Genomic DNA, 24489 nt, shown 5'->3' on the forward strand with positions numbered 1-24489 from the left:
AATTAGGTAATGGATGTTTCGGTCTGTATGTTCCCGATAGCTCGGTAACTATAATGCTCCCACTGCACGTTGCAGTTCGTAATAGGTGTATACGACTTGCGTACGTGCTGTTGTGAGTTGCAGTTCTGCGTTCAGGCGCAGGTTGTCGGCATCGAGCAAGTCGGTCAGAATGGCCAGCTGGTTCATATAGCGGTTTCGCATGATGCGGTAGTTTTCTTCGGCTTGCCGCACCGAGAGCTTCAGGGCTTCCACGCGTTCGGTTGCTTCGCGATGCTTCAGTAGTGCTTTTTGTATGGTCATGCGTATGCTTTGGGCTTTCTGCTGTTCGGCATTGCGCATCAGCAATACATTCTGTTGGGCTTCTTTCAATTTATGTCTGTTGCGGTAGAGTGCCGACAGAGGATATGAAAACGAAAGCCCGATGTTCCAACTGTTGTTGTACATGTCGGCCAGCGTACGCGATACGGGTCGGGCCAGCGTGTTCGATGCAGTCAGTGACACTTGGGGCAACTGTTCGGCACGTGTCAGCCTGATGCTGTTTTCGGCCAGTTCGGTTTGCTTGCGCAACAGAAGCATGGAGGGATCAGTCTGTTCGGCCTGTTCTATGTAGTCGGCATACAAACCTGTATTGCATTCGCGGCTGAGCAATGCCGTGTCGGGGAGCAGGAGCAAGTGTTCGTCCAATCCCAACAGAATGTCCAGCTGTTGCGATACAATCCGGATGTCATTCTCTGTCTCTGTTACGGCCAGGCGGTCATCGGTCAGTTGCATTTCGCTACGCAGCACATCATTGTTTGTAATGATGCCTTCGTCCTTCATGCGTCTGATGTCTTTCAGTCTACGCTCCGATTCCTCAATGTTGCGGCACAGTACGATGTGTTGTTTGTACAGGCTGAACAGGCTGAGGTATTGCTGCAGCATAGCCAGCTTGATGTCCGCCTGGTCGGTAGCTGTTTGCAGTCTGGCTATCTCTTGCTGAAGATCGGCCTGTCGGATGCCATATTTTATCTTGCCGCCTTGATAGATAGGTTGGCTGAAGTCTATGGCATAATTTTGCTGCCAGTCGGGCGATTCGGGATGTGTAGGATGGCTCAGTCCGTTTTTCCATACGGCAGGCTGTCCTAAAAAGCCTCCACGCAGTCCGATGCTGATTTCGGGCAGGCGGGCAGAGCGTGCAGTCCGTGTCCGTTCTTCGGTCATTTGTTCTTTCAGACGGTCGGCGGCCAGTTGAAGATGCTGGCGGGTAGCCTGTTCGAACAGTTGGTCGACGTTCAGATAGAGTGTATCGTTCGTAGCTTGGGCAAAGGTACAGGCGGGCACAAGTAGCAGGTATCCGATTGCGGCAAACAGTTTAATACGTTTCAATGGCATGTTGCAACTCTTTTAATAATTCATCGGTCTGTTTGAGTTTCTCGGTTCCGAGTATCTGTTCCAGCCGTTCATAGTAGGCCGTCAGTACGGGGGCAATCCATTGGTGGAATTCTTCACCTTTTTCGGTGAGATATACAAGCTTGTTACGGCGGTCTTTCGGATCTTCGTGCCGGCATACGTATCCCTTGCGCTCCAGATTCAGCATCAGGTTGGTCAGGCAGGCCTTGTCTTTGGCCGTGCGGACGGCCAGTGTCTGCTGGCTGATGCCTTGTTCGCTCCACAAACAACTCATTATTTGCAGCATTTCGAAAGTGATACCCGCGCCACTTTGTTTCAACAGCTTTTGCATAGCCTGTCGCGAGGCCATACGTGTCCGTATCAGTTGCAGAATACAATCTCTTGATGTCATAAAACTCATTCTTTGGAGGGCGCAAAGGTAGTATATCTCCGGTAAATAGTCAAATGTTTGACTATTTTCTTTGGGAGATAGGGAGAACTTTATGAATTAGGAAGTACTATTATTGTACCGGTACATGCCAAAACCTTTATTGATTGTAGATAGTTATGAACGGGATAAGGCAATAAGGATAACTCTCGTTAATATATCGAAAACTGACACCCCAGTCAGAACGATATTTAGCAAAGTGGCTATTCAAACAAGGTTCAGCTTCCGAAAACTGACTGCTGATATAGTTGATAAAACAAAAAGCGCTAGGTTAAATCGGGAAAAGAAAAGGCGGGAATAGAGAAAAAAAAGTGCACTAGTTATTGCACTCATAGTGCAATAGTCACTGCACTGTCAGTGCAGTAGGTAGTGCACTCGCAGTGCAATAACTGATGCACTGATGATGCATAAGTTGGCACTGTGGTTTCTTCAATATACAACAATCCCCTGCAAGGTTTTGTGCCTTACAGGGGATTGTTTATGGTATCAGAAAGAAGTGGGAGCATGGTCCCCTTCTTTCTTTTTCTGAGCATTTGGCTTATTCAGCAACTTCTGTTCCCCAGTTTTCGCGGGCCAGACGCTTGTAGCTGTTGTAACGCCACTTAGCGTTGTCCTCAGCAGCCTGGAAGAGTTGTTCAGCTTCTGCAGGATATTGCTTCATTACCGATGCGTAACGAACCTCACCCTTCAGGAAGTCTTTGAAGCCTTCCCATTCGGGTTCTTTGCTATCCAGCGTGAACGGGTTCTTGCCTTCAGCTTCCAAAGCCGGGTTGTAACGCCACAAGTGCCAGTAACCGCACTTAACAGCTTTTTCTTCCTCAGCCTGGCTCTTACCCATACCGGCCTTCAGACCGTGGTTGATACACGGAGCGTAAGCGATGATGAGTGACGGACCGGGATATGCTTCAGCTTCGCGCAGAGCCTTCAGAGTCTGAGCCTGATCGGCACCCATAGCGATCTGTGCTACGTAAACGTAACCGTAAGTAGTAGCCATCAGACCGAGGTCTTTCTTACGTACGCGCTTACCGGCTGCAGCAAACTTGGCAATAGCACCTACCGGAGTAGCCTTAGAAGACTGGCCACCTGTGTTGGAGTAAACCTCAGTATCGAGAACGAGGATGTTGACATCCTTACCGCTGGCGATCACATGGTCGAGACCACCGTAACCGATATCGTAAGAAGCACCGTCACCACCAATAATCCACTGGCTGCGCTTAACGATGTATTGCTTCAGACCGTAGATGCCGTTGCAGATCGGACATTTGTCCTTGGCAGCTTCGAGCATCGGAACGATACGTTCGTAGATGTCTTTTGTCTTGTCGGCATCAAGGCTGTTGTCCAACCATTCCTGGAAGATAGCCTTGTATTCGGCCGGAGTAGATTCGCTTTCGATGCCTTCCTTCATCAGTTTGGCAATGCGTTCGCGCATCTTCTCGTTGGCCAGTTCCATACCCAGACCAAATTCGCAGAAGTCTTCGAACAGTGAGTTAGCCCAAGCCGGACCGTGACCCTTCTCATTCTTGGTGTAAGGAGTAGAAGGAACAGAACCGGAGTAGATGGAAGAACATCCTGTAGCATTGGCTACCATTTCGCGGTCGCCGAAGAGCTGAGAAATCAGTTTCACATACGGAGTTTCGCCGCAACCCGAGCAAGCGCCCGAGAACTCGAACAACGGAGTAGCGAACTGAGAGTTCTTCACGTTGGCCTTGATGTCCACCAAGTGTTGTTTGCTCTTTACGTGTTCTACGCAGTAAGTCCAGTTGTCTGCTTCGGCCATCTGGCTTTCCAGATGAACCATTGACAAGGCCTTGCCACCCTTCTTCGGGTTGCCCGGACATACGTCGGCACAGTTGCCGCAACCCAGACAGTCGAGTACGTCCACCTGCATGCGGAAGGTCATGCCATCGAATACCTTACCTACGGCTTTCAGCTGAGTGAAGTTGGCACCCTTCTGCTCTTCGGCATCGAGGATGAACGGACGGATGGCAGCGTGAGGACAAACGTAGGCACACTTGTTACACTGGATACAGTTCTCGGCATTCCAAGTCGGAACGAAGGCAGCAACACCACGCTTCTCATACTTGGCAGTACCTTGTTCCCAAGTACCATCTTCGATACCCTTGAAGGCAGATACCGGCAGCAGGTCACCGTCTTGAGCGTTGATAGGACGAACCACTTCGTTGATGAAGGCCGGATCGTTGTTGGCTGCTTTTTCGTCGTCAGGCAGGTTAGCCCATGCAGGATCAACGGTGAGTTGCTTGTATTCACCACCACGGTCAACGGCAGCATAGTTCTTGTTCACTACGTCTTCGCCCTTCTTGCCGTAAGACTTCACGATGAACTTCTTCATCTGTTCTACAGCCAGGTCAACAGGGATAACACCTGTGATGCGGAAGAATGCCGACTGCAGGATAGTGTTGGTACGGTTGCCCAAACCGATTTCCTGTGCAATCTGAGTAGCGTTGATGTAGTAAACGGTGATGTTGTTCTGTGCGAAATATTTCTTCACCTTGTTCGGCAGGTTCTTTGCCAGTTCTTCGCCTTCCCAGATGGTGTTGAGCAGGAACGAACCGTTTTTGCGCAGACCGCGGGTTACGTCGTACATGTGCAGATAAGCCTGTACGTGGCAAGCTACAAAGTTAGGTGTATTAACCAGATAAGTAGAGCGGATAGGCGTATCACCGAAACGCAGGTGAGAGCAAGTGAAACCGCCTGACTTCTTGGAGTCGTAAGAGAAGTATGCCTGACAGTGTTTGTCGGTATTGTCACCGATAATCTTCACTGAGTTCTTGTTGGCACCTACTGTACCGTCGGCACCCAAACCGTAGAACTTGGCCTCGAACATGCCTTCGCCACCTACGGCGATTTCGGCTTCCTGAGGCAGAGAAGTGAAGGTTACGTCATCTACGATACCGATTGTGAAGTGGTTCTTCGGAGTCGGCAATGACAGGTTGTCGTAAACGGCAAAGATTTGTGCCGGAGTGGTATCTTTCGAACCCAGACCGTAACGTCCGCCAACGATAAGCGGGGCATTTTCCTGTCCGTAGAAGCAGTCTTTAACGTCCATGTAAAGCGGTTCGCCGTTGGCACCCGGTTCTTTTGTACGGTCGAGTACGGCAATGCGCTTGGCAGTCTTAGGAACAGCTGCCAGGAAGTGCTTGGCAGAGAACGGACGGTAGAGGTGAACGGCTACCAGACCGACTTTCTCGCCTTTGGCGCGCAGATAGTCGATGACTTCGCGGATAGCTTCGGTAACCGAACCCATGGCGATGATGACGCGTTCTGCTTCCGGATCACCGTAGTAGTCGAACAGACCATAGTTACGGCCGGTGATTTCGCTGATCTTCTTCATGTAGTCTTCTACGATTTCAGGAACGGCGTCATAGAAGCGGTTGCAAGATTCGCGGTGTTGGAAGAAGTGGTCAGGATTTTCAGCCATACCACGTGCTACCGGAGTCATGGGGTTCATGGCGCGGCTGCGGAATTCAGCCAAAGCTTCCTGGTCGATCAGCGGAGCGAGGTCTTCGTTGTCGAGCTTCTCGATCTTCTGGATTTCGTGTGATGTACGGAAACCGTCGAAGAAGTTGATGAACGGCACGCGTGCCTTCAGTGTAGCCAGGTGGGCAACACCGGCGAGGTCCATCACTTCCTGTACAGAACCTTCGGCCAGCATGGCGAAGCCTGTCTGACGGCAGGACATTACATCCTGATGGTCGCCGAAGATACACAGGGCATGGCTGGCCAGTGTACGTGCAGATACGTGGAATACGCAGGGTAGGTTTTCACCGGCAATCTTATACATGTTGGGGATCATCAGCAACAGACCCTGAGAAGCAGTGTAGGTGGTAGTCAGCGCACCTGCCTGCAGTGAGCCGTGTACGGCACCGGCAGCACCGGCTTCCGACTGCATTTCCTGAACCAATACTGTTTCGCCGAAGATGTTTTTGCGACCTGCGGCAGCCCATTCGTCCACGTGTTCAGCCATCGTGGATGACGGGGTGATGGGGTAGATGGCTGCTACCTCGGAGAACATGTACGAGATGTGTGCAGCGGCTTCGTTACCATCACAAGTGATGAATTTTTTCTGTTTAGTCATAACTAAATGAGTTTTATAAAGTAAAAAATCGTTTTTCTTCTGTTTGGAAGTATTTGTTTTTCTGGGCTATATGCTTCTTTAGTATAAAAATCCGAATAGCCAAAGCGGTATCTGGTTATTCCGTCCTATCTCTGCTTTGTGCAGGGCGTAGGTGATACCGGGGTTGTTCTTAATCTTCATACCTTCCGGGCATATCTTGAACGGCATGACCTCGTCTACCATAAACGAGACGTTCTTATCGCCTTTGTTCACTTTGTGGTCTTTCCACATGGTGTTTACAAAGAAGGTGTCGAGAACGTCCTGTTCTTCTACTTTCACCGGATAGATGGAGTACATCAGGTTGGGGTTGTGCATCATTATCTTCGATGGCTTTTTGGGGAATTCTTCTCCTTTCGGATAGACCATGTTGATAAGGCGCGCATCTGCCAGATATTTGATGTAATTCATCACCGTGGCACGCGATGTCTGTATGTCGTTTGCCAGTTGGCTGACGTTCGGAGCTTTCGGCCCGTCTACAGCCAGCAAATATAATAATTTTTTTATTTTAGAAAGATATTTCAGCTCGATTTGTTTGATAAGCAGGATGTCTACTTCCACCATCATGTTCATGGTCTTCAACAGATTCTCCGAGAAGTTGCGTTTTTCAAGGAAGAAAGGGTAGAATCCGTGGTGGATATAGTCCTGAAAATAATCCAGCGGGCGTACTTTCGATAAGATGCCTTTGGCTATCTGCTCGTGGCTGCTCAGGATTTCCTCCAGCGTATAAGCATGGAATTTCATTCCTGTCTGCAGGTTCAGGAATTCGCGGAAGGAGAATCCGCGCAGGTTGTAGCTTTTTACCACATCGCGCAGTTCAAGGTTCTCTTCTTTCAGTCGCATGACTGACGAACCGGTAAATACTATTTTCAGGTTGGGGAAGCGGTCGTAGCACATTCGCAGTTCCTGACTCCAGTCGGGGTGTTTGAACACCTGGTCAATCAACAGCACTTTTCCCCCACGACGTTGAAACTCGTAGGCAAAATCGACCAAGCTATGTCCCGAGAAGTAGAAGTTGTTCATGTTGATGAACAGGCAGGAACGGTCGGTGCCGAATTTTTCTTTGGCATATTGCAGCAGGAAAGTTGTTTTGCCTACGCCACGTGTGCCTTTGATACCGATGAGACGGTCGTTCCAGTCGATCTCGTCCATCAGGTCGCGGCGGACAGGGGCGTTGGTATGTTCTACCAGATAAGCGTGCGTACGATAAAATGCTTCCATGCTTTATATTCCATATTTATCAGGCGACAAAGATATAGCTTTTTTATAGATTTGCAAAGTGGAGATAGCAAAATATTGGAAATTAATTCTTATCTTTCCTCCCGGAAACAGCAGAAACAGGTGTATATGGAACTCTATCTTTTCAATCCCGATGCCGACATGGCGCTTGCAGACAACGGCGGACATTACATTGCTCCGGCTTCCGTACGTCGTATGACTGCGGATTTGGCTTGGCTACCTTTGTGGTATGCCGCACCGGGAAGCGGTGTGCTGATGTCGGAAGAGGCAGAATATGATTTTGCCGGGCAGATGCGACAATATTTCCCGTTGGATGTGATGCCGGTAGTATGGAATCAGTTGCCGGAAGTTTCACCTGCAAGCTTATATCCCTGGGGATGGAATGTTTCTTTGCGCCGTTCTTTACTGAAAGCTGGAGTGTGCGAAGACGCATTGCCGACGGTGGAAAGTCTGAACCGGTTGCGGGCTTTAGCGGGACGCGATGTAGCATTGCGTATTCTGCAAGCCTTGGCAGGATTGCCTTTTTGTTGTGGTAGTGGTGTGGTTCTGTTGGATGTACAGGCGTGTAGCGATTACGCCCGCAGGCTGGGTAGTTGTGTGTTCAAGACTCCTTGGTCGGGCAGTGGAAAGGGATTGCTGTGGTGTCGCAGTGGTTTTACGGAGGTGATGTCCAGCCGGTGTGCACGCATTATTCGTGAGCAGGGATTTCTGACAGGGTTTCCTATATATAATAAGGTATTGGACTTTGCGTTGGAATATCAGTCCGACGGGCAGGGAAATGTGGCCTTTATCGGTTATTCACTGTTCGATACAGATGAACGAGGTGCTTATTCGGGGAATAGGCTGTTGTCCAATGAGGCAATCGAACAACAGATTCTGCATTTTCTTCCTTTGGCGGCCTGGCAGCAGATATGTATCTGTCTACAGCAAGAACTTACCAGTTGTTATGGTTGGGCATACAAAGGCTTCTTGGGAGTAGATATGATGATTTGCAGGGTGGGGGATGAGGAGAATGGTGAATATCGTGTTTTTCCTTGTGTGGAGGTAAACCTGCGTATGAACATGGGAGTGGTGGCCCGTCTCTTCTTCGATCGTTTTATGTTACCCTCTGCTAACGGATGTTTTCGCGTGGAATATTTCTCCGATCCTGCCAGTCTGCACCGTGCGCACGAGGCTGACAAGCGGGAGTCGCAGGCTGTGATACACGACGGTAAACTTTTGTCGGGTTATTTACCATTGGTGCCGGTCGGTTCGGAAAGCCGTTATCGGGCTTACGTCAAAGTTGCTGAGTAACAGTTTTGCTATCTGTAATGTTCAAAAAATGTCCTTATCGTTTTATATATTCTTCCTTTTTATTATTTTTGCATAATGCAGCCGGAATTTTCCTGACTACTGAAAAACATTATCCATGGAAGACTATGATAAATTAATCAACGGACAGTTGGAAAGCATTTTGTCCGTAATGGACCGGCGTAACGTGTCGGCCGAAGATCGTATACGCATTAGGGAAGCGTTCGAGTTTGCCCGAGAGGCTCATGCCGGACAGAAACGTAAAAGTGGTGCACCCTATATTATACATCCGGTAGCAGTGGCACGGATTGTGGCCGAAGAATTGCAACTGGGGCCTAATCCGGTGATTGCTGCGTTTCTGCACGACGTGGCCGAAGATACGTCGTTTACACTCGATGATATAAAGGCACGTTTCGGTCCCGATGTCGCCTACTTGGTCAGAGTCGTGACGAAACAGAAAAAAATGCAGTATGAGACTTCCAAGCAGGTAGAAAACTTCAAGCAAATGCTCGACTCGCTGCATTACGACATCCGTGCCATCCTTATCAAACTGGCCGACCGCTTGCATAACATGCGTACGCTGGACAGTATGCGTCCTGAAAAGCAGATGAAGATAGCGGGCGAAACCGATTACTTCTATGCTCCGCTGGCCAACCGTCTGGGGTTGTACGGTATTCGTCGCGAACTGGAGAATCTGAGTTTACGCTACCGTTGTCCGCTGGAGTATCAGGAACTGGAACGAGCCATCGAAGCCGACAAAGCCGAAGACCGTCAGCGTCTGGACGCCTTTACCGGCGAAATGCTGGAGTTGTTGCGCCGCAAAGGTATTCAGGCGCGTACGGAAGTGCGCTATCGTATGCCTTACAGCATCTGGCGGAAGATACAGTCTACCGGGCGCGACTTCAAGCATTTGGATTACCGTCATGTAGTCCGGTTGATTTATCCGGCCGAACGTGAAGAAGATGAAAAGCGCATCTGTCTGCATATCTATTCCATCCTGACCGACCGTTTCAAAGAAAAACCGGGCAGTATCGTCAACTTTATCGACTCTCCCAAGGAGAATGGTTATCAGAGTTTCCATATCCGTCTGCTTAGCGAGCATGGCATTTGGGAAGAAATCCATATCTCTTCCGAACGTATGGTACTCAACTCCAAGCTGGGGTGTGCCGTTGAACGGATGGAAGGGGCGTGGGACAACTGGATTGCCAAGTTCCGTGCCTTGCTGAAGGATGCGGCCAGCCAGACTGCCGAAGGCTGGTTCATGGACAGTGTGGTAAGTTCGCTTTACAACGAGGATATTACAGTTTTCACTCCACAGGGTAAACCTATCAATCTGCCACAACGGGCTACGGTGCTCGACTTTGCTTTCGAACTGCACAATTCGATCGGGGCGCATGCCCAGTATGCCAAGGTGAATGGTAAACTGTGCTCGGTTAAGACTGAACTTCATCATGGTGACTGTGTGGAAGTCGGAGTTAATCCGGACTTTGCTCCTCGTCCCGACTGGCTCGACTGTGTGCAGACGTATAAGGCCAAGAGCTTCTTGCGTTCTTATTTGGGTCAGATAAAGTCTATTCCCAAGAACCGTTGCCTATGCTGCCATCCGTTGCCGGGCAATGAAGTGATAGGTTTCAGAGAGTTGGATGGTACGATAACCATCCATAAGCGCGATTGTGCTTTGGCTATCCGCCAAGCGTCGCAGGACGGCGATTCCATTGTCTCAGTCGATTTTCCAGAAGATAAGGATGTGTTCTATCCCGTGCGTATCAATGTACGTGCTGTCGACCGCTATCATTTACTGATCGATCTGGTGGATTGCATTACTAACGGCATGAAGCTTTCCATCTCTAGTCTGAATACGGAGACTGTTGACGAGATTGCCGATTGTACTATCAACTTTTCGGTTCATTCGTTCAGCGAGCTGCAGAAGGTGATAGCATCCATTAGCAGTATCGACGGAGTAGACGAGGTTCATCGGGTAGAACTGTAAGACTCGGCTGCCGTTGTGCTTTCGTTGCCACAGCGGTCTAGTGCGGTGACGGCAAAGTAGCGTTTCACGGTCCAGGGCAGTATAGGGGCATAGATGAATTCTGTGCCCTGTATGCGTTGTGCTACAATGTTCTCGGGACGGCTGGTGTCGACAGGGTAGGTGTCGGATGCATAAACCACGTAGGTGGGTGCATTACGAGAATCATTGTCGGTGCCGGGTTTCCAGCTTAGTTTCCAGTAGCCTTCTTTCAGCTTTTCCACTTTCAATGCAGTGGGGGCGGTAGGCGGTATGCTGTCTATCCACGTCATGGGTGGTTGCAGGGTAGGGGCTGTGTAATACTTTTCAGTCAGGATGTCGTACAGTTCCTGTGTGTTGTCCATCAGGTATTTTACCCGGTAATGTCCTTCTCCGTCCAGCTTGTGGGTACGCACAAAGTGGATCTGTCGCTCCACTTCGTCCACAGTCCAGTTCCCTTCGCTGGGATCCAGAAAGTAAATGCCCAAGCCGGGGATGACTTGCCGTCCATTGGATTGTTCTTTCCAGTCGAGGGCGAAGGGATAGAATCCGTTGCCGCGGAAATACATCATGGGATACACCTGATCCTGAATGCCTTCTCCCAGCCAGCCTTGCACGTCCTGATAGACGGTGTGGAAGGCGTTCCATCCGCGAGAGGAATAACGCGAGGTGTCGCGGTACTTTCCGACCGGACAGGTGCTCACCTTGACCCAAGGCTTCAGTTGTTTTACACCTTTATATATATAGCGCACGATTTCCGTGATGTTGTCTCTTCTCCATTGATCCAGTGTGCGCCCCTTGCCGTATTTGCGGAAGTCGTACTTGTCGGGGAAGTTGGGGGCGTTTTCCGGATAACGCAGATAGTCGAAGTGCACGCCGTCTACGTCGTATCGTTCTACCACTTCGCGTACCAGGCTCATCAGGTATTCTTTGGTTTGCGGATTACCGGGATTCAGAAAGTATTCCCGTTTGTAAGGCACGCAGATGGCAGGTCTTTTCTTGGTAACCGAGGCTTTGCCCAAGGCGGCAACGTGTTTCCGGTTTCCCAAAGGGATGGTTACCATCCAGGCATGACACTCCATACCACGTTTGTGGCACTCTTCGATGGCAAAGGCCAGCGGGTCGTAACCGGGATCTTTTCCGACCTGTCCGGTCAGAATGGAGTTGTATGGCTCGATGGCCGATTGGTACAGCACATCGCCCCGCGTACGGGTCTGAAACAGTACGGTGTTGAAATGTGCATCCCGTAGCTTGTCCAGTATTTCTATCAGTTCATTTTTCTGTTGTTGTATCTTTTGGGGTGAGGTGGCACGTGTCCGGGGCCAGTCCAATCCGTAGACGGCGGTAACCCATGCTGCTCTGACTTCTTGTTTGGGCTGGGCTGTAAGTTTTTGCATACTTCCCAGACAGATTAGGGATATCAGAAGAAAAATGAGTCGTTTCATTTAAATCGTTCTTTTTTGTGCCAAAGATAGCAAAAATGCGAATAAAGTTGTGCCATTATTTAAAATACTGTTACATTTGTGCACTCTAACATGATAAAAAGAAACACACAATGATTACTTTTACACTTTGTTTGCTTGCTCTTATTGCAGGCTATTTCATTTACGGTCGTTTTGTAGAACGGATTTTTGGTCCGGACGACCGTCAGACTCCGGCTTTGACGAAAGCCGACGGAGTAGACTATATGCCGCTTCCTCGTTGGAAAATCTTTATGATTCAATTTCTGAACATAGCAGGTCTAGGACCTATCTTTGGTGCTATTATGGGAGCCAAATTCGGTATGGCTTCTTATTTGTGGATTGTATTGGGTAGTATATTTGCCGGTGCTGTTCACGATTATCTGGCGGGTATGCTGTCTTTGCGACATGGCGGAGAAAGCCTTCCTGAAATAGTCGGACGCTATCTGGGACTGACAACCAAGCAGATTATGCGTGGTTTCACGGTGATTCTGATGATTCTGGTCGGTGCTGTTTTCGTGGCTGGTCCTGCAGGATTGCTGGCTAAGCTCACCCCGGATGCGCTGGATGTGACTTTCTGGATTATCGTGGTGTTCCTTTATTATATTCTGGCTACACTGTTGCCGGTGGATAAGATTATCGGTAAGATCTATCCGTTGTTTGCCATCGCATTGCTGTTCATGGCGGTAGGTATTCTGGTGATGCTGTATGTCAATCATCCTGCACTGCCCGAACTTTGGGACGGTGTTGAGAATACTCACCCGAATGCCGATACCTTACCTATTTTCCCTATTATGTTTGTCAGTATCGCCTGTGGCGCTATCAGTGGTTTTCATGCAACTCAAAGTCCGCTGATGGCACGGTGTATGACCAGCGAGCGTCACGGTCGACCTATCTTCTACGGTGCTATGATTACCGAAGGAATTGTCGGATTGATATGGGCTGCCGCAGCTACTTACTTTTTCCATGAAAACGGTATGGCAGAAACGAATGCAGCTGTCATTGTCGATGATATCACCAAAAACTGGTTAGGTACGGTTGGCGGTGTGCTGGCTGTTTTGGGAGTAATTGCCGCTCCTATCACCAGTGGTGATACGGCTTTCCGTTCGGCTCGTCTGATTGTAGCCGATTTCTTGGGTATAGAACAAAAATCCATGCGGAAACGTTTGTATATATGTATTCCGATGTTCCTGGTGGCTATTGCCTTGTTGCTGTACAGCATGCGCGATGCGGCTGGCTTTGATATGATATGGCGTTATTTCGCATGGGCCAATCAGGCGTTGTCGGTATTTACATTGTGGGCTATAACGGTTTATCTGGCGCGTGAACGGAAAGGATACTATTTCTATGTCACCTATTTGCCGGCTTTGTTTATGACAGCTGTTTGTACTACGTACATTTGTGTAGCTCCCGAAGGTATTGGTTTGTCGGTGGATAAAGCGGCGATCATAGCTGTACTGGCTGCGGTGGTTGCTGCAGTGTGGTTCAGGATATGGTATTTCAAGACTGCTAAAAAACTTTGTTGATGAAGAAAATCAGAAAATCGACCGGACTGACCATTGCTTTGCTGATCTATGTTTCGGCAACGGCTGCTTATTTCCTGCCCCGTAATACAGAAATTGAGCAGGCGGAGAAGTATATTACGGTAGTGGCTTCGTACGTCATAGTGCTGTTGCTCTGGCTGGTGCTCCGTAAGAAAGAACAGCTGCAGCAGAAGCGGCGTGATGAAGAGCGTAGAAACTGAATATTTACGGATTAAAATTGAAATAATATGAAAAAACTGATGTTGCTTGTTTGCCTGTTGGTCGCTTCGGTAGCCGCCCGGGCACAGTTCGAGAAAGGAAAATGGGTTGTTAGTCCTTCGCTGACAGGATTGGAACTGTCGCACGATACCGGTACGGATAAGACTTCTTTCGGACTGGAAGTTAAGGGAGGTGCTTTTTTGATTGATAACGTGGCTTTGCTGGTGAACGGTGCTGCCAAGTGGAATGAGAATGGAGCCGACATCTATTCGTTGGGTGTAGGCGGCCGTTATTATTTCAGTAAGGTTGGTGTGTTCCTGGGTGCTAATGTTAATGTGGATCGTTACGACTGGGGAAATCTGGATGACACTAAGTTTTCATTTGGGATGGAGGCCGGATATGCATTCTTTCTTTCGCGTACGGTGACCATCGAGCCTGCCGCTTACTGGAATGTGAATGGCGACCGCTCTAAGTTCGGAGTAAAAGTCGGGTTCGGATTGTATTTCTGATAGAACTGCTTTTCTGTGTGCCGCTTGGGCAAACAGGAGGATATAATAAAGGTGTGAACAGGGCAAGAAGATGCGCTGTTCACACTTTTTTTTATGCGAAGAGCCGGGCATAGGTTTTTCTTCTGTTTCCTGTTTTTTTCCTTATTGTTTCTTATTTTTTCTCAAAGCATGAGAAGGGTATTCTCATAAGTATGAGAATAGTTTTCTCATATGCGTGAGAATGTTGTTCTCATACTTGTGAGAAACGAATAAGATCATAGGGCGTTATGTGAAAAAGTAAAGTTGGCTTATGTTTCTTTGATATTACCATCCGCACCCTATAAGGAGATGCTCTCCTCGTCGGGTACGGATGGTGCTGTTTTTATGCCTGTAGTTTTTCTTGCAGGAACTGTCCGGTATAGCTGGCTGCACATTGGGCTACTTCTTCCGGAGTGCCTGTGGCTACGATGTAACCACCTTTGTCGCCACCTTCGGGACCAAGATCGATGACGTAGTCGGCACACTTGACAACGTCGAGATTATGCTCGATGATGACAATGCTGTGTCCCCGCTTGATCAGCGAGTCGAAAGCTTCGAGCAATTTCCGGATGTCGTGGAAATGCAGGCCGGTGGTAGGCTCGTCGAAGATGAAGAGGGTAGGGTCGGCCTTTTCCTGACTCAGGTAGTAAGCCAGTTTGACGCGCTGGTTTTCGCCTCCCGACAGGGTGGACGAGGACTGTCCCAGCTTGATGTAGCCCAAACCGACTTCCTGCAACGGTTGCAGCTTCTTTACAATCTTTTTCTGTCCGTGCTGTGTGAAGAATTCGACAGCCTGGTTGACAGTCATCTCCAGTACGTCGTAGATGCTCATGTCGTGGAACTTCACTTCCAGCGTGTCGGCTTTGAAGCGTTTGCCGTGGCACGATTCACACTCCAGCACCAGGTCGGCCATGAACTGCATTTCGACGGTGATGGTACCTTCGCCCTTGCATTCCTCGCACCGTCCGCCTTCGCTGTTGAAGCTGAAATAGCCGGCGGTGTATCCCATTTGTTTGGCCAGTGGCTGTTCGGCCCAGAGTTTTCGTATCTCGTCGTAAGCCTTGATGTAAGTCACCGGATTGCTTCGCGATGATTTTCCGATGGGATTCTGGTCGACAAACTCTACGTTGCGCAGGCTCTTCAGGTCGCCTCCTATCGATACAAACTCACCGGGGCGTTCGGTGCACTCGTCCAGTTCGCGCTTCAGGGCACGGTAGAAGATGTCGCGTACCAGTGTACTTTTTCCCGATCCGCTGACGCCGGTGACTACTGTCATCACGTTTAGAGGGAAGCGTACATCCACACCTTTCAGGTTGTTCTCGCGCGCACCTTTTATTTCGATGTAGTTGTTCCAAGGCCGGTGGTGGGTCGGTACAGGGATGGTTTCTTCGCCCAGCAGGTAGCGTACGGTGTAGCTTTCGCTGCCCTTCTGCAAGTCCTTCATGTCCCCCTGGTAAACTACTTGTCCGCCCAGTCGTCCGGCTTTAGGACCGATATCGATGATGTAGTCGGCTGCGCGGATGATTTCCTCGTCATGTTCTACTACGACAACGGTGTTGCCCAGTTGTTGCAGCTGCCGCAGTACGTGTATCAGTTTGTCGGTATCGCGGCTATGCAGTCCGATGCTGGGTTCGTCCAGAATGTACAGACTTCCTACCAGGCTGCTTCCCAACGATGTGGCCAGGTTGATGCGTTGGCTTTCACCGCCCGAGAGTGAATTGCTGAGTCGGTTCAGGGTCAGATAGCCCAGTCCTACGTCGAGCAGGAACTGCAGCCGGCTGTTTATCTCGGTCAGGATGCGTCGGGCTACGTCAGCATCGTGCTTGCTTAGTTTCAGGTTGTCGAAGAAGACTTTCAGTTCGGTGACAGGCAGGTCTACCAGTTCGGAAATGCTTCGTCCGCCCACTTTCACGTAGCCGGCTTCGGGTTTCAACCGTGTGCCGTGGCATTTGGGACAGAGGGTTTTTCCGCGATAACGGGCCAGCATGACGCGGTATTGTATCTTGTATTGGTTTTCCTGCAACATCTTGAAGAAAGCGTTGATGCCTTCGAAGTAGGGCGTTCCTTCCCACAGCATGCGGCGTTGTTTGTCGGTCAGCTGATAGTAGGGAGTGAAGATGGGGAATCCTGCTTTTTCGGCTCCTCTGATCACCATGTCTTTCCACTCGCCCATCTTTTCGCCACGCCAGCACACTACAGCACCGTCGTATACCGAAAGGGAGCGGTTGGGAACTACCAGGTGTTCGTCGATGCCGATCACCCGTCCGAATCCTTCACACTCGGGACAGGCACCGATGGGCGAGTTGAACGAAAACATCTGGTCGTTGGGCTCTTCGAAGGTAATGCCGTCCGCTTCGAACTTTGTACTGAAGCGGTAGAGGCTGGTTCCGCCGTCCGCCTGATAGAAACGCAGCAAGCAGGCACCGTCGCCCTCGTACATGGCAGTTTCGGCCGAATCAATCAGGCGGCTGATGCTGTCCTTCTCGGTCGAGACAGTCATACGGTCGACCAGCAGGAAGATGGTGTCGCCTTCACGGGGCTGGTATTCGTCGATGCGTACCATCTGACCGTTTACCTCCAGCCGATTGAATCCTTGTTGCATGTCCACCTCCAGCTGCTGGGCCAGTGTGCGGTCTTCGCGTAGCAACAGAGGAGCCAGTACGGTGAACCGGGTTCCTTCGGGGTATTCGGTCATGCAGTTTACGATGTCCTCGGTAGAGTGTTTCTTCACCTCCTGCCCGCTGATGGGGCTGAAGGTTTTGCCCACCCGTGCATAGAGCAGGCGCAGGTATTCGTATATTTCAGTCGATGTGCCCACGGTAGAACGCGGGTTACGGCTGCTTACTTTCTGTTCGATGGCGATGGCGGGCGGTATTCCTTTTATAAAGTCGCATTCGGGTTTACTCATTCTCCCCAGAAACTGGCGTGCATAGCTGCTGAGGCTCTCCACGTAGCGGCGTTGGCCTTCGGCATACAGTGTGTCGAAGGCCAGCGACGATTTTCCCGAACCGGACAGTCCGGTAATGACAACCAGCTTGTTGCGTGGTATTTCGACATCAATGTTTTTCAGGTTGTTGACCCGTGCACCCTTGATGATGATAGATTTTGATTCGCTCATGTTTCGTCTTTCGCTTATTAGGATGCAAACTTACGCAAAAAACGGATGAAACAGTAATTTTGGGGTGGATTTTATAAGGTCCCACATGTTTCTACGGGCGTTTCCGTCTTCTGTACTCTGTTGGCGTCATCTGGAATCTTTCTTTGAAATGTTGCCGGAAGAGTTTCGGAGAAGTAAAACCGGTACGATCCCCGATTTCGTTGACGTTGTATTCCGGATGGGTATCCAATAGTCTGGCTGCTTCCTGTATGCGAATGTCTAGAATGAATTCTAACGGAGTCTGTCCGGTTGCCTTTCTGCACTTGGTGAACAGCAGTGTACGGGATATACCTAATTCTTGAGCCAGAAGTTGGACAGAGAGATCTGAATTTTCCAAATGTCTGCGTATTGCTTCTGTCGCTTTGTTGATGAAGTCTTGAGACTGAATGTCGTTGGCCAATTGCTGGGGAATATGCGTTATGGTGGAGGAAGGATCGGTTAATTGTTCTTTTACTCTCATCCGGTTTTTTATCAGGTTGTTGCATCGTGAAATTAGTAACTGGATATCGAATGGCTTCACAATGTAATCGTCCGCACCGGTTTGCCATCCTTTTAATATCTGCTCTTGCTCGATGCAAGCTGTAAGAATGATGACGGGGATGTGGCAGGTTGCTTTGGTCTCTTTGATAAGGCGGCATAACTCTGTTCCTTCCATTTCAGGCATTACTACGTCGCTCAGTACAATGTCGGGTAATTCTGCCTGCACTTTTTCCCATCCTTCCTTGCCGTTGACAGCCGTCTGTATGTGGTAGAAAGGTGTGAAAAGCTCTACCAACATATTCCGTAGTGTCTGTTGGTCTTCTACTATGAGCATCTTGCATTTGCTTGCGGGAGAAGTTACAGTTGTTTCTGCGTCTTTATGATCGTCGGTTAGGGGCAATGGCTCAGCTAAATTCTCTTCATTATCAGGAACTTCTTTGCTTTCCAACTCTTCTGCATTTGCTGGGGAAACAGGTTCTATTTCTTCCGGTTTGAAATGTGAATATCCTGTTAGTAAATGTACGCGGAAGGTGGTTTCGTCGCCAGGATTGCTGTAGGCCTCGATGCGTCCGTGGTGTAGTTCTACAATACCTTTAGTCAGATTCAGTCCGATACCGGTTCCGGTAGACGAATGGGTATAGTCTGCCTGATAGAAACGGTCGAATATACGATTGATGTCTTCCGGCTTGATGCCATTGCCGGTGTTGGTTACTTCAATAAGTACTTCTTCGTCGGCTTTCCGTACCGACAATACAATTCGACCTTTAGGCGATACATATTTGAATGCATTGGATAATAAGTTGTTTATTACTTTCTGCATTTGCTTGTCGTCGAACCAGAGGAGGATATGTTGATGGCTTTTTTCGAAGCGGAAATCAATGTTTTTTTGAAACGCATAATCTTCGAAGTAACGGTATTGTGAGTGGAGGAAGCCGACAATATCCTGTTGTCGGGCATGAATCGTCATAAAACCTTGTTCCAATTTCCTGAAATCGAGCAATTCGGTAATCAGACTGTTCAGCTGCTGGCAGTTTTGATAAACCCTTTTCAATGCTATGTGCAAAGAACTGCCGGCCTGTTGCCGGGCCAGTAATATCTCCATTTGCCCTAAGATAATGCTTAAAGGAGTCCTGAATTCGTGTGAGATGTTGGTGAAGAAACTTAGTTTAGACTGATTCAGCTGTTCTATGTCTTCGGCATGTTTCTTTTCGTAAATAATCTGTTCGGACAAGCGGATGCGTGTGTTGTGCATTTTCTGCAAGTAGAGCACAATCAGTAAAGCTGCTGCCAGGTAGATTGCATAAGCCCATCCGCTTCGATACAGGGGAGGAATTATCCGGATATGGAGTTGATGGGCAGACAAAGTCTCTCCGTTTTCGTCTGTTGCCTTGACTTTTAGTGTGTAATTACCAGACGGCAAGTTGGTGTATGTAATGAGATTTTCTTCGTTGAGTGGAATCCACTTCTTAGAATAACCATCCAGCTGGTAGGATAACCGGTCCCGTTTGACTGGTAGAAAATTGGTGGTTGTGTATTCTAAGGTAAAGACATCCTGACCGGCATGAAGAGTAATCTGATCGGCCATTGAAATATCTTGTTTCAGAATTCCGGTTCCGTCCTGCACCGAAACAACGGCACCGTTAACAGTCAGCTTGTAAGGGAAAATGGAGTAGGTATGAGGCTTTTTGTGAAGGATCTCTTCCTGGAAAGAGACCATACCGTCCAAGCCGCCGATAAAGATTTCTTTGGTGGTCGTAGAATAATATAGAGAATGTTCGTTGACTGAGTTCAGGGGGAAGTCACGCCCACGTTCATAGTTGGTGAATGTTTTTGAAGCTTCGTTTAGGACGGAGAACCCTTGATCGGTCGTTACAATCATTTTGCCATCGGACAATTCGCGTATTTCATAAACGACATTACTGCCCAATCCGTTTTTGTCGGTATCAAAGTTTTCGAAACGGTCGGTTTCGGGATGATACAGATCCAGTCCATTTCCGTTGGAACAAATCCATATTCTATGATGGCTGTCTTCGTAAATGGCGTTGAACAGGTTACCGCTGATGCTGTTGGGAGTATTTGGGTCGTGCTTGTATTCTTTCAGTGTACGGCGTCGGATATCATATTTACAGAGCCTTTGGCCTGCACCGCTTATGATCCACAAATTGTTTTGACTGTCAACATGGAGGGCGTATGTATAATTGGTAATGGCTTGTTCTTCTGTAGAAGAGAAGAAAGGTACAGATTTTCCCGTACTGGGGTCGAACAGAGCCAGTTGGCCTTGGCCTCCCAAAAGAAGTCTATTTTGATAGGGAGTTATACTCATAATGATGTCCGATGGGATGGTGGTTGTATCTTGCGGGTTGTGGCGGTAATGTTTAAACTGTCCGGTTGAGATGTCCATTCGGTTTAATCCTCCTAAATGGGTACCAATCCACAGTAAGTCACTGTCGGCATCGTAGTATAAGCATTTTGCATGGTTATGCGACAGGCTGTTGGACGACTCATTATGTTGGTATTGTTGAAACCTGTTTTCTTTCTGTATGTAACGGCATATTCCACCACCTTCTGTGCAAAGCCATAAGTCTCCTCTGATATCGGTGGTCATTTCTCCTATAATAGGTGAGCTTAATCCGTTCTTGTCGTTAGGCACTGCATAATACTTCTGATAATATTGTGAAGTTGGAGTGAAGTAGTTAACACCTCCGTAATAGGTGCCGGCCCAGATGATTCCTTGACGGTCGCACATTAATCCCCAGACAGACGATTCTGTTAGTCCATTGGCTTCTGCTGCGTAGTAAGCTGTGAATTTACCTGTTTCTCGGTTGTATTTGTCCAGTCCGTGGAATGTTGAAATCCAGATATTACCGTTATGGTCTTCACAACAACGGTGTGTCTGGTTATGACTGAGGCTTTCCGGATCGGAATTAGAATGGGAAAAATGTTCTATTTTCCCATTTTTCAGGCAATATAATCCTTTCCCGTCATAGCTGGTTATCCATATCCATCCGTGGGAGTCGCAGAATAAATCACTGGGGCGTATGTTCTCTATCAGACAAATCGTTTTTCCTCCTTTCAGCAAATAGAGTCCATTGCTTGTGCCTGCCAATAGAGAGTCTGCTTTTTGTAACAGACATAAGATGTTTTGTCCGGCTGCACGTCCTGTTAAATGGAAAACCTCCTCTTTTTCCCCTTTTTCTTTCCATCGGTAAATTTGATCTCCCTGGCAATAATAAAGGTCTTGGTTAAAATAGATTGATTCTACAGGATGATTGGTCAAGCGGCTAAAGCGATTGGAAGGAATATTATAACGTACGAGTCCTTTGTTGCAACGGATGTAGACGTTTCCTTTGCCGTCACCAGTTATCTGATGAATCAGATTGCTGTGTAAACTTTCAGGTTGTTTTTTATTATATCTGAATATCTGTATATTTTGTCCGTTATAAAGGTTTAGTCCGTTACGCGTACCAATCCAGATAAAACCACGTTCGTCCTGGTAAAATGTCATGCCTGAGTTGTGGGATAGTCCATCGGCTACGGTGAGGTGGCGAAAAAATATAGGAGTACTGTATGTTTGAAGAGTGGCCAGCAGCAGATAGAACAATAATAAGTTTATTTTCATGGTACTTTTCCTGTTTTTTTCTTACTGTTTGTCTGATGCAAAAATAGATTGAGAAGTATTATTGAGCAATAGAATAGTGTATTTTTTAGCCTTGTTGTACGATTCTTGCTCATTTTTTGGACGAGTTGTCCAATTTGCAGATGGCTATTTATGACTGTATTCTTTAGCGGTTATCTGTTTGGAAGAGCAGTTAGGCTATTTGAAGCGTGAGGCTGAATCGTACACAAAAGAGGTTGAATCGTACAGAGTATGTTTTTAAGCAGGGTATGAACTTACATTCTCTTCTTTTGCACAATTCAGTATTCTGGTTTGTAGGAATGTGAACTACATTTGCATCATTGACAAAATATGTATCCTTTGATTAGAAAATGACTGGTTAGCTGAAGAAAAGGTAATACTGCTTTGTTGAAAGGATAACCAAACCGGAGAGGACATTTCGGCATTCAGCTCTTGGGGTGAAGGGATGACCTCTTCCTTTTTCTGTGATAAAACGTTTGTGATATATGAAAAATAATGTATTGAATATCGGAATAGGTTTGTTTTTTGCTTTAAACTGTTTTTGTTTAGGGGAAGTTGCTGCACAGAACCGTGAAGCACAGATGGCTGAACGTTGTTATTTGCGTTATTATCAGGAAGCCCGTCAGGTGCAGGATGCCGCCAAAGGACAGGCCATTGAGAATTTCAGGCAATTTTATGCCAAACATACTTATTTGAATCTGAATAATTATTCCAAGGACTATCGCCCTTATCTGGAGACTTTGCAGGCAGATGGTACGTTTGCCGATTTGCATGACAAGGATGCGGGGAAAGTGGTTGGTGGAAATTCGGCCAACAGTGGAGGTTCGATTACGGAAGGGTACTATCGGTTGTGGGCTATCTCCGAAGCTTTCCGGCGAGGCGAACTGGATTGGCAGAAAGATGGTGAGCTTTGGAGGCGTTGCCAGAAGGCCATTGTGCATTATGGCGAACTGGAGATTTCGCGCGGTAACGAGTGGTATCGTTTTCATGCTTCGTGTTTTGCCTTGCCCGAGGCTGCCGTCAATATTTATTTTTGCCATTTGCCTCAAATGGATGCCGTGGAGAAGGGCAAAACGGATGACTTCTTGCTGAAAAAGGCATGTGACATGCTGAAGATGATAGCTTTACAGGCTTGGACGCAGCCCTATCGCAAGGATGAGACCGACCTGAATGTGGTGTCGGAAGAACGATTTCGCAAACATGTGTGGTGGGTAGGAGGTAACGGTGTGGGATATCGGGCACTGTTGCAAGCGGCTTTTATGTACCGTTCTATTCCTATGATCGATGTGCTGGCCGAAGTGTGCCGTAAGGGGATTACGCCTACTTCACAGACTACTTACGACGATTCTTTTTGGAACGAAGGCTTTACGGCCGATGGTGCCGGTTGGGGGCACGGACGTCAATGCTTGGTGTGGGGATATCCCATCGACGGTACTCGCGGAGCGTTGGGGATACTTACTTTACTGAAAGGCACTCCTTGGGCACAACAGCTGGATAGAAGAAATGTGGAAGCATTGATGAACTATTTCCGAGGGGCTAATTTCTATTATTACAAAGGGTATAAGCTGGCTTGCGTAGATCGCAGTTCGATGTTGTATATGGATGCTCCGGCTGCTATCCCTTACAGCAGTCTGTTGGATAATGTACTGGCTAACTGGATTGAATCGTTCACTCCTGATGAACAGGAGGAACTGAAACGTTTGCGGAGTGAAATACCCTCGATGAATATAAATATGAATGGTGATGGCCGCTACAATGGTACGCGCTGGTTTTTCAATAACGATGATCTGGTGAAAAAGAACGACCGTTACCACGTGATAGCCAATATGGCGTCGGTGCGCTGCGATGGTCTGGAAAGTGCTTACACCTTTGCCGATGCGTTCAATTATTACACGAACGATGGTGCACTGATGTTTCAGCGCCGAGGAAATGAATATCGTAACGTGTATGGTGCGTACGATGTGACTGCATTTCCGGGAGTAACTGCCCGTGAAGGTATGGAACAGCTGAAACCTGTTGAAAATTGGCGTGGCTATTGTAGCAAATACAATTTTGCCGGTGCTGCTACTTCGGGAGGCGAAAACGCTGCGGCAGGTTTTGTATTCGAGAAGATGAATGCTTCTGACAAGAAAGGAGTGAATGACAAAGGCCGTGGCGGAGCCGACCGTGTGATTTATGGAGTGAAGGCGCATAAAGCGGCTTTCATTTTAGGCGATTATGTAGTAGCTTTGGGAGCAGGCATTACTAATCTTACACCCGAGGTAAACGGGAATATCCGTACCACACTTGATCAGACGGAGCGTACGGGCAACGTTTTTGTTCATCATGGCAAAGGTATTGACTGGATTGTACAACGGGGTGGTTTTGCCTATTCTGCTTTCCCGGAGTATCAGAAACGGATGCACTATGTCTGTGAAACCAAACGGACGGATTGGGTGAAAATGAATCCTGCCAACCGGGGACGAAAGAATCTGCCTGCTGAGGTTGATATGCTGCGTCTATGGATAGATCACGGAACTACTCCTACGGACGACACTTACGGTTATGCAGTGTACTGTGGCGATGGTTTGCCTGCCGACCGTTATCCTTTTCGGGTATTGCGCAACGATACTACGCTGCAAGCGGTTCGTTCAACGGACGGAAGAGTGACAGGAGCTGTCTTCTATCGTGCCGATGAGGGTTTGAAAGCTAAACATCTTCAGCTGTCTGTCTCTGCTCCTTGCGTAGTATTGATAGAACAGACTTCCGAAGGTACATTGCTTAGTGTGACCGATGCTTGTATGGATAAAAATCTGAAAGAAATCAGAGTAAATTGGAATGGTAAGACTTATATTTGTCCGATGTCGCAGGGCGAGCTATGCGGAAAGCCTACGGTTGTAAAACTGTAAACCTCCGGAGCAGAAAAATGCCTGAAACTTTGATGAATTGGTGATGAATGCCACGTGTGCAGGACAGAACTTGTTTGGGTGCTGACTTCATTGTATTGTTGTCGGACACTGGTCAT

General features: G+C 48.2%; 13 protein-coding genes. 6 read left to right on the top strand and 7 right to left on the bottom strand.

The annotated features are described in order from the left end of the window. Positions 1 to 48 precede the first annotated feature (48 nt). The 4 genes from BQ5591_RS08630 to BQ5591_RS08645 all read right to left on the bottom strand — a co-directional run bounded on the left by BQ5591_RS08630 (position 49) and on the right by BQ5591_RS08645 (position 7169). Positions 49 to 1371: a TolC family protein gene (locus tag BQ5591_RS08630; RefSeq protein WP_071149004.1), complete on the bottom strand. Its 1323-nt coding sequence runs from the start codon at positions 1369 to 1371 to the stop codon at positions 49 to 51. Next, on the bottom strand, positions 1352 to 1780 hold the full coding sequence (locus tag BQ5591_RS08635; RefSeq protein ID WP_022161796.1) for a MarR family winged helix-turn-helix transcriptional regulator: 429 nt from the start codon (positions 1778 to 1780) through the stop codon (positions 1352 to 1354). Before BQ5591_RS08635 ends, BQ5591_RS08630 begins: the two co-directional genes overlap by 20 nt. A gap of 574 nt (positions 1781 to 2354) precedes the next feature. After that, complete coding sequence (gene nifJ, locus BQ5591_RS08640) at positions 2355 to 5912, bottom strand: pyruvate:ferredoxin (flavodoxin) oxidoreductase (RefSeq protein ID WP_071149006.1); 3558 nt, start codon at positions 5910 to 5912, stop codon at positions 2355 to 2357. 78 nt (positions 5913 to 5990) lie between these two features. Continuing rightward, positions 5991 to 7169 (bottom strand): ATP-binding protein, encoded by a 1179-nt coding sequence (locus BQ5591_RS08645; protein WP_022161790.1) that lies wholly within the window; start codon positions 7167 to 7169, stop codon positions 5991 to 5993. A 126-nt stretch (positions 7170 to 7295) separates the two neighbouring features. Here BQ5591_RS08645 and BQ5591_RS08650 point away from each other — a divergent pair, with 126 nt between their 5' ends. Together BQ5591_RS08650 and BQ5591_RS08655 are read left to right on the top strand one after the other, a co-directional pair. After that, positions 7296 to 8480: a hypothetical protein gene (locus BQ5591_RS08650; RefSeq protein ID WP_071149392.1), complete on the top strand. Its 1185-nt coding sequence runs from the start codon at positions 7296 to 7298 to the stop codon at positions 8478 to 8480. A 115-nt stretch (positions 8481 to 8595) separates the two neighbouring features. Beyond that, positions 8596 to 10467: a RelA/SpoT family protein gene (locus tag BQ5591_RS08655; RefSeq protein ID WP_071149007.1), complete on the top strand. Its 1872-nt coding sequence runs from the start codon at positions 8596 to 8598 to the stop codon at positions 10465 to 10467. Here BQ5591_RS08655 and BQ5591_RS08660 read toward each other — a convergent pair. Then, a complete protein-coding gene (locus BQ5591_RS08660) occupies positions 10449 to 11927 on the bottom strand; it encodes a glycoside hydrolase family 10-like protein (protein ID WP_071149008.1) in 1479 nt (492 codons plus the stop codon). The two genes, BQ5591_RS08655 and BQ5591_RS08660, sit on opposite strands and share 19 nt — an antisense overlap. A 110-nt stretch (positions 11928 to 12037) precedes the next feature. On the opposite strand from BQ5591_RS08660, the gene BQ5591_RS08665 reads away from it, so the two are divergent. The 3 genes from BQ5591_RS08665 to BQ5591_RS08675 are packed head-to-tail and all read left to right on the top strand — an operon-like array spanning position 12038 to position 14193. Next, positions 12038 to 13468 carry a carbon starvation CstA family protein gene (locus BQ5591_RS08665; protein WP_022161786.1) on the top strand — a complete coding sequence of 477 codons (1431 nt, stop codon included), beginning with the start codon at positions 12038 to 12040 and terminating at the stop codon, positions 13466 to 13468. After that, the gene (locus BQ5591_RS08670; protein ID WP_071149009.1) at positions 13468 to 13686 is read left to right on the top strand and encodes a hypothetical protein; all 219 of its coding nucleotides are present in this window, start codon (positions 13468 to 13470) and stop codon (positions 13684 to 13686) included. The genes BQ5591_RS08665 and BQ5591_RS08670 overlap by 1 nt, the downstream gene beginning before the upstream one ends. A gap of 27 nt (positions 13687 to 13713) precedes the next feature. Further along, positions 13714 to 14193: a hypothetical protein gene (locus BQ5591_RS08675; RefSeq protein ID WP_071149010.1), complete on the top strand. Its 480-nt coding sequence runs from the start codon at positions 13714 to 13716 to the stop codon at positions 14191 to 14193. A 361-nt stretch (positions 14194 to 14554) separates the two neighbouring features. Here the strand turns inward: BQ5591_RS08675 and uvrA are convergent, their stop codons facing one another. Together uvrA and BQ5591_RS08685 are read right to left on the bottom strand one after the other, a co-directional pair. Further along, a complete protein-coding gene (uvrA, locus tag BQ5591_RS08680) occupies positions 14555 to 17329 on the bottom strand; it encodes an excinuclease ABC subunit UvrA (protein WP_071149011.1) in 2775 nt (924 codons plus the stop codon). A 91-nt stretch (positions 17330 to 17420) separates the two neighbouring features. After that, positions 17421 to 21467 carry a hybrid sensor histidine kinase/response regulator transcription factor gene (locus BQ5591_RS08685; RefSeq protein ID WP_071149012.1) on the bottom strand — a complete coding sequence of 1349 codons (4047 nt, stop codon included), beginning with the start codon at positions 21465 to 21467 and terminating at the stop codon, positions 17421 to 17423. Positions 21468 to 21970: 503 nt separating this feature from the next. On the opposite strand from BQ5591_RS08685, the gene BQ5591_RS08690 reads away from it, so the two are divergent. Further along, positions 21971 to 24373, top strand: coding sequence for a polysaccharide lyase family 8 super-sandwich domain-containing protein (locus tag BQ5591_RS08690; RefSeq protein WP_071149013.1), 2403 nt, complete (start codon positions 21971 to 21973; stop codon positions 24371 to 24373). Positions 24374 to 24489: the final 116 nt, after the last annotated feature.

The sequence above is a fragment of the Bacteroides ndongoniae genome (genome assembly GCF_900108345.1).
In the GTDB taxonomy this organism is placed as follows: Bacteria; Bacteroidota; Bacteroidia; order Bacteroidales; family Bacteroidaceae; genus Bacteroides; species Bacteroides ndongoniae.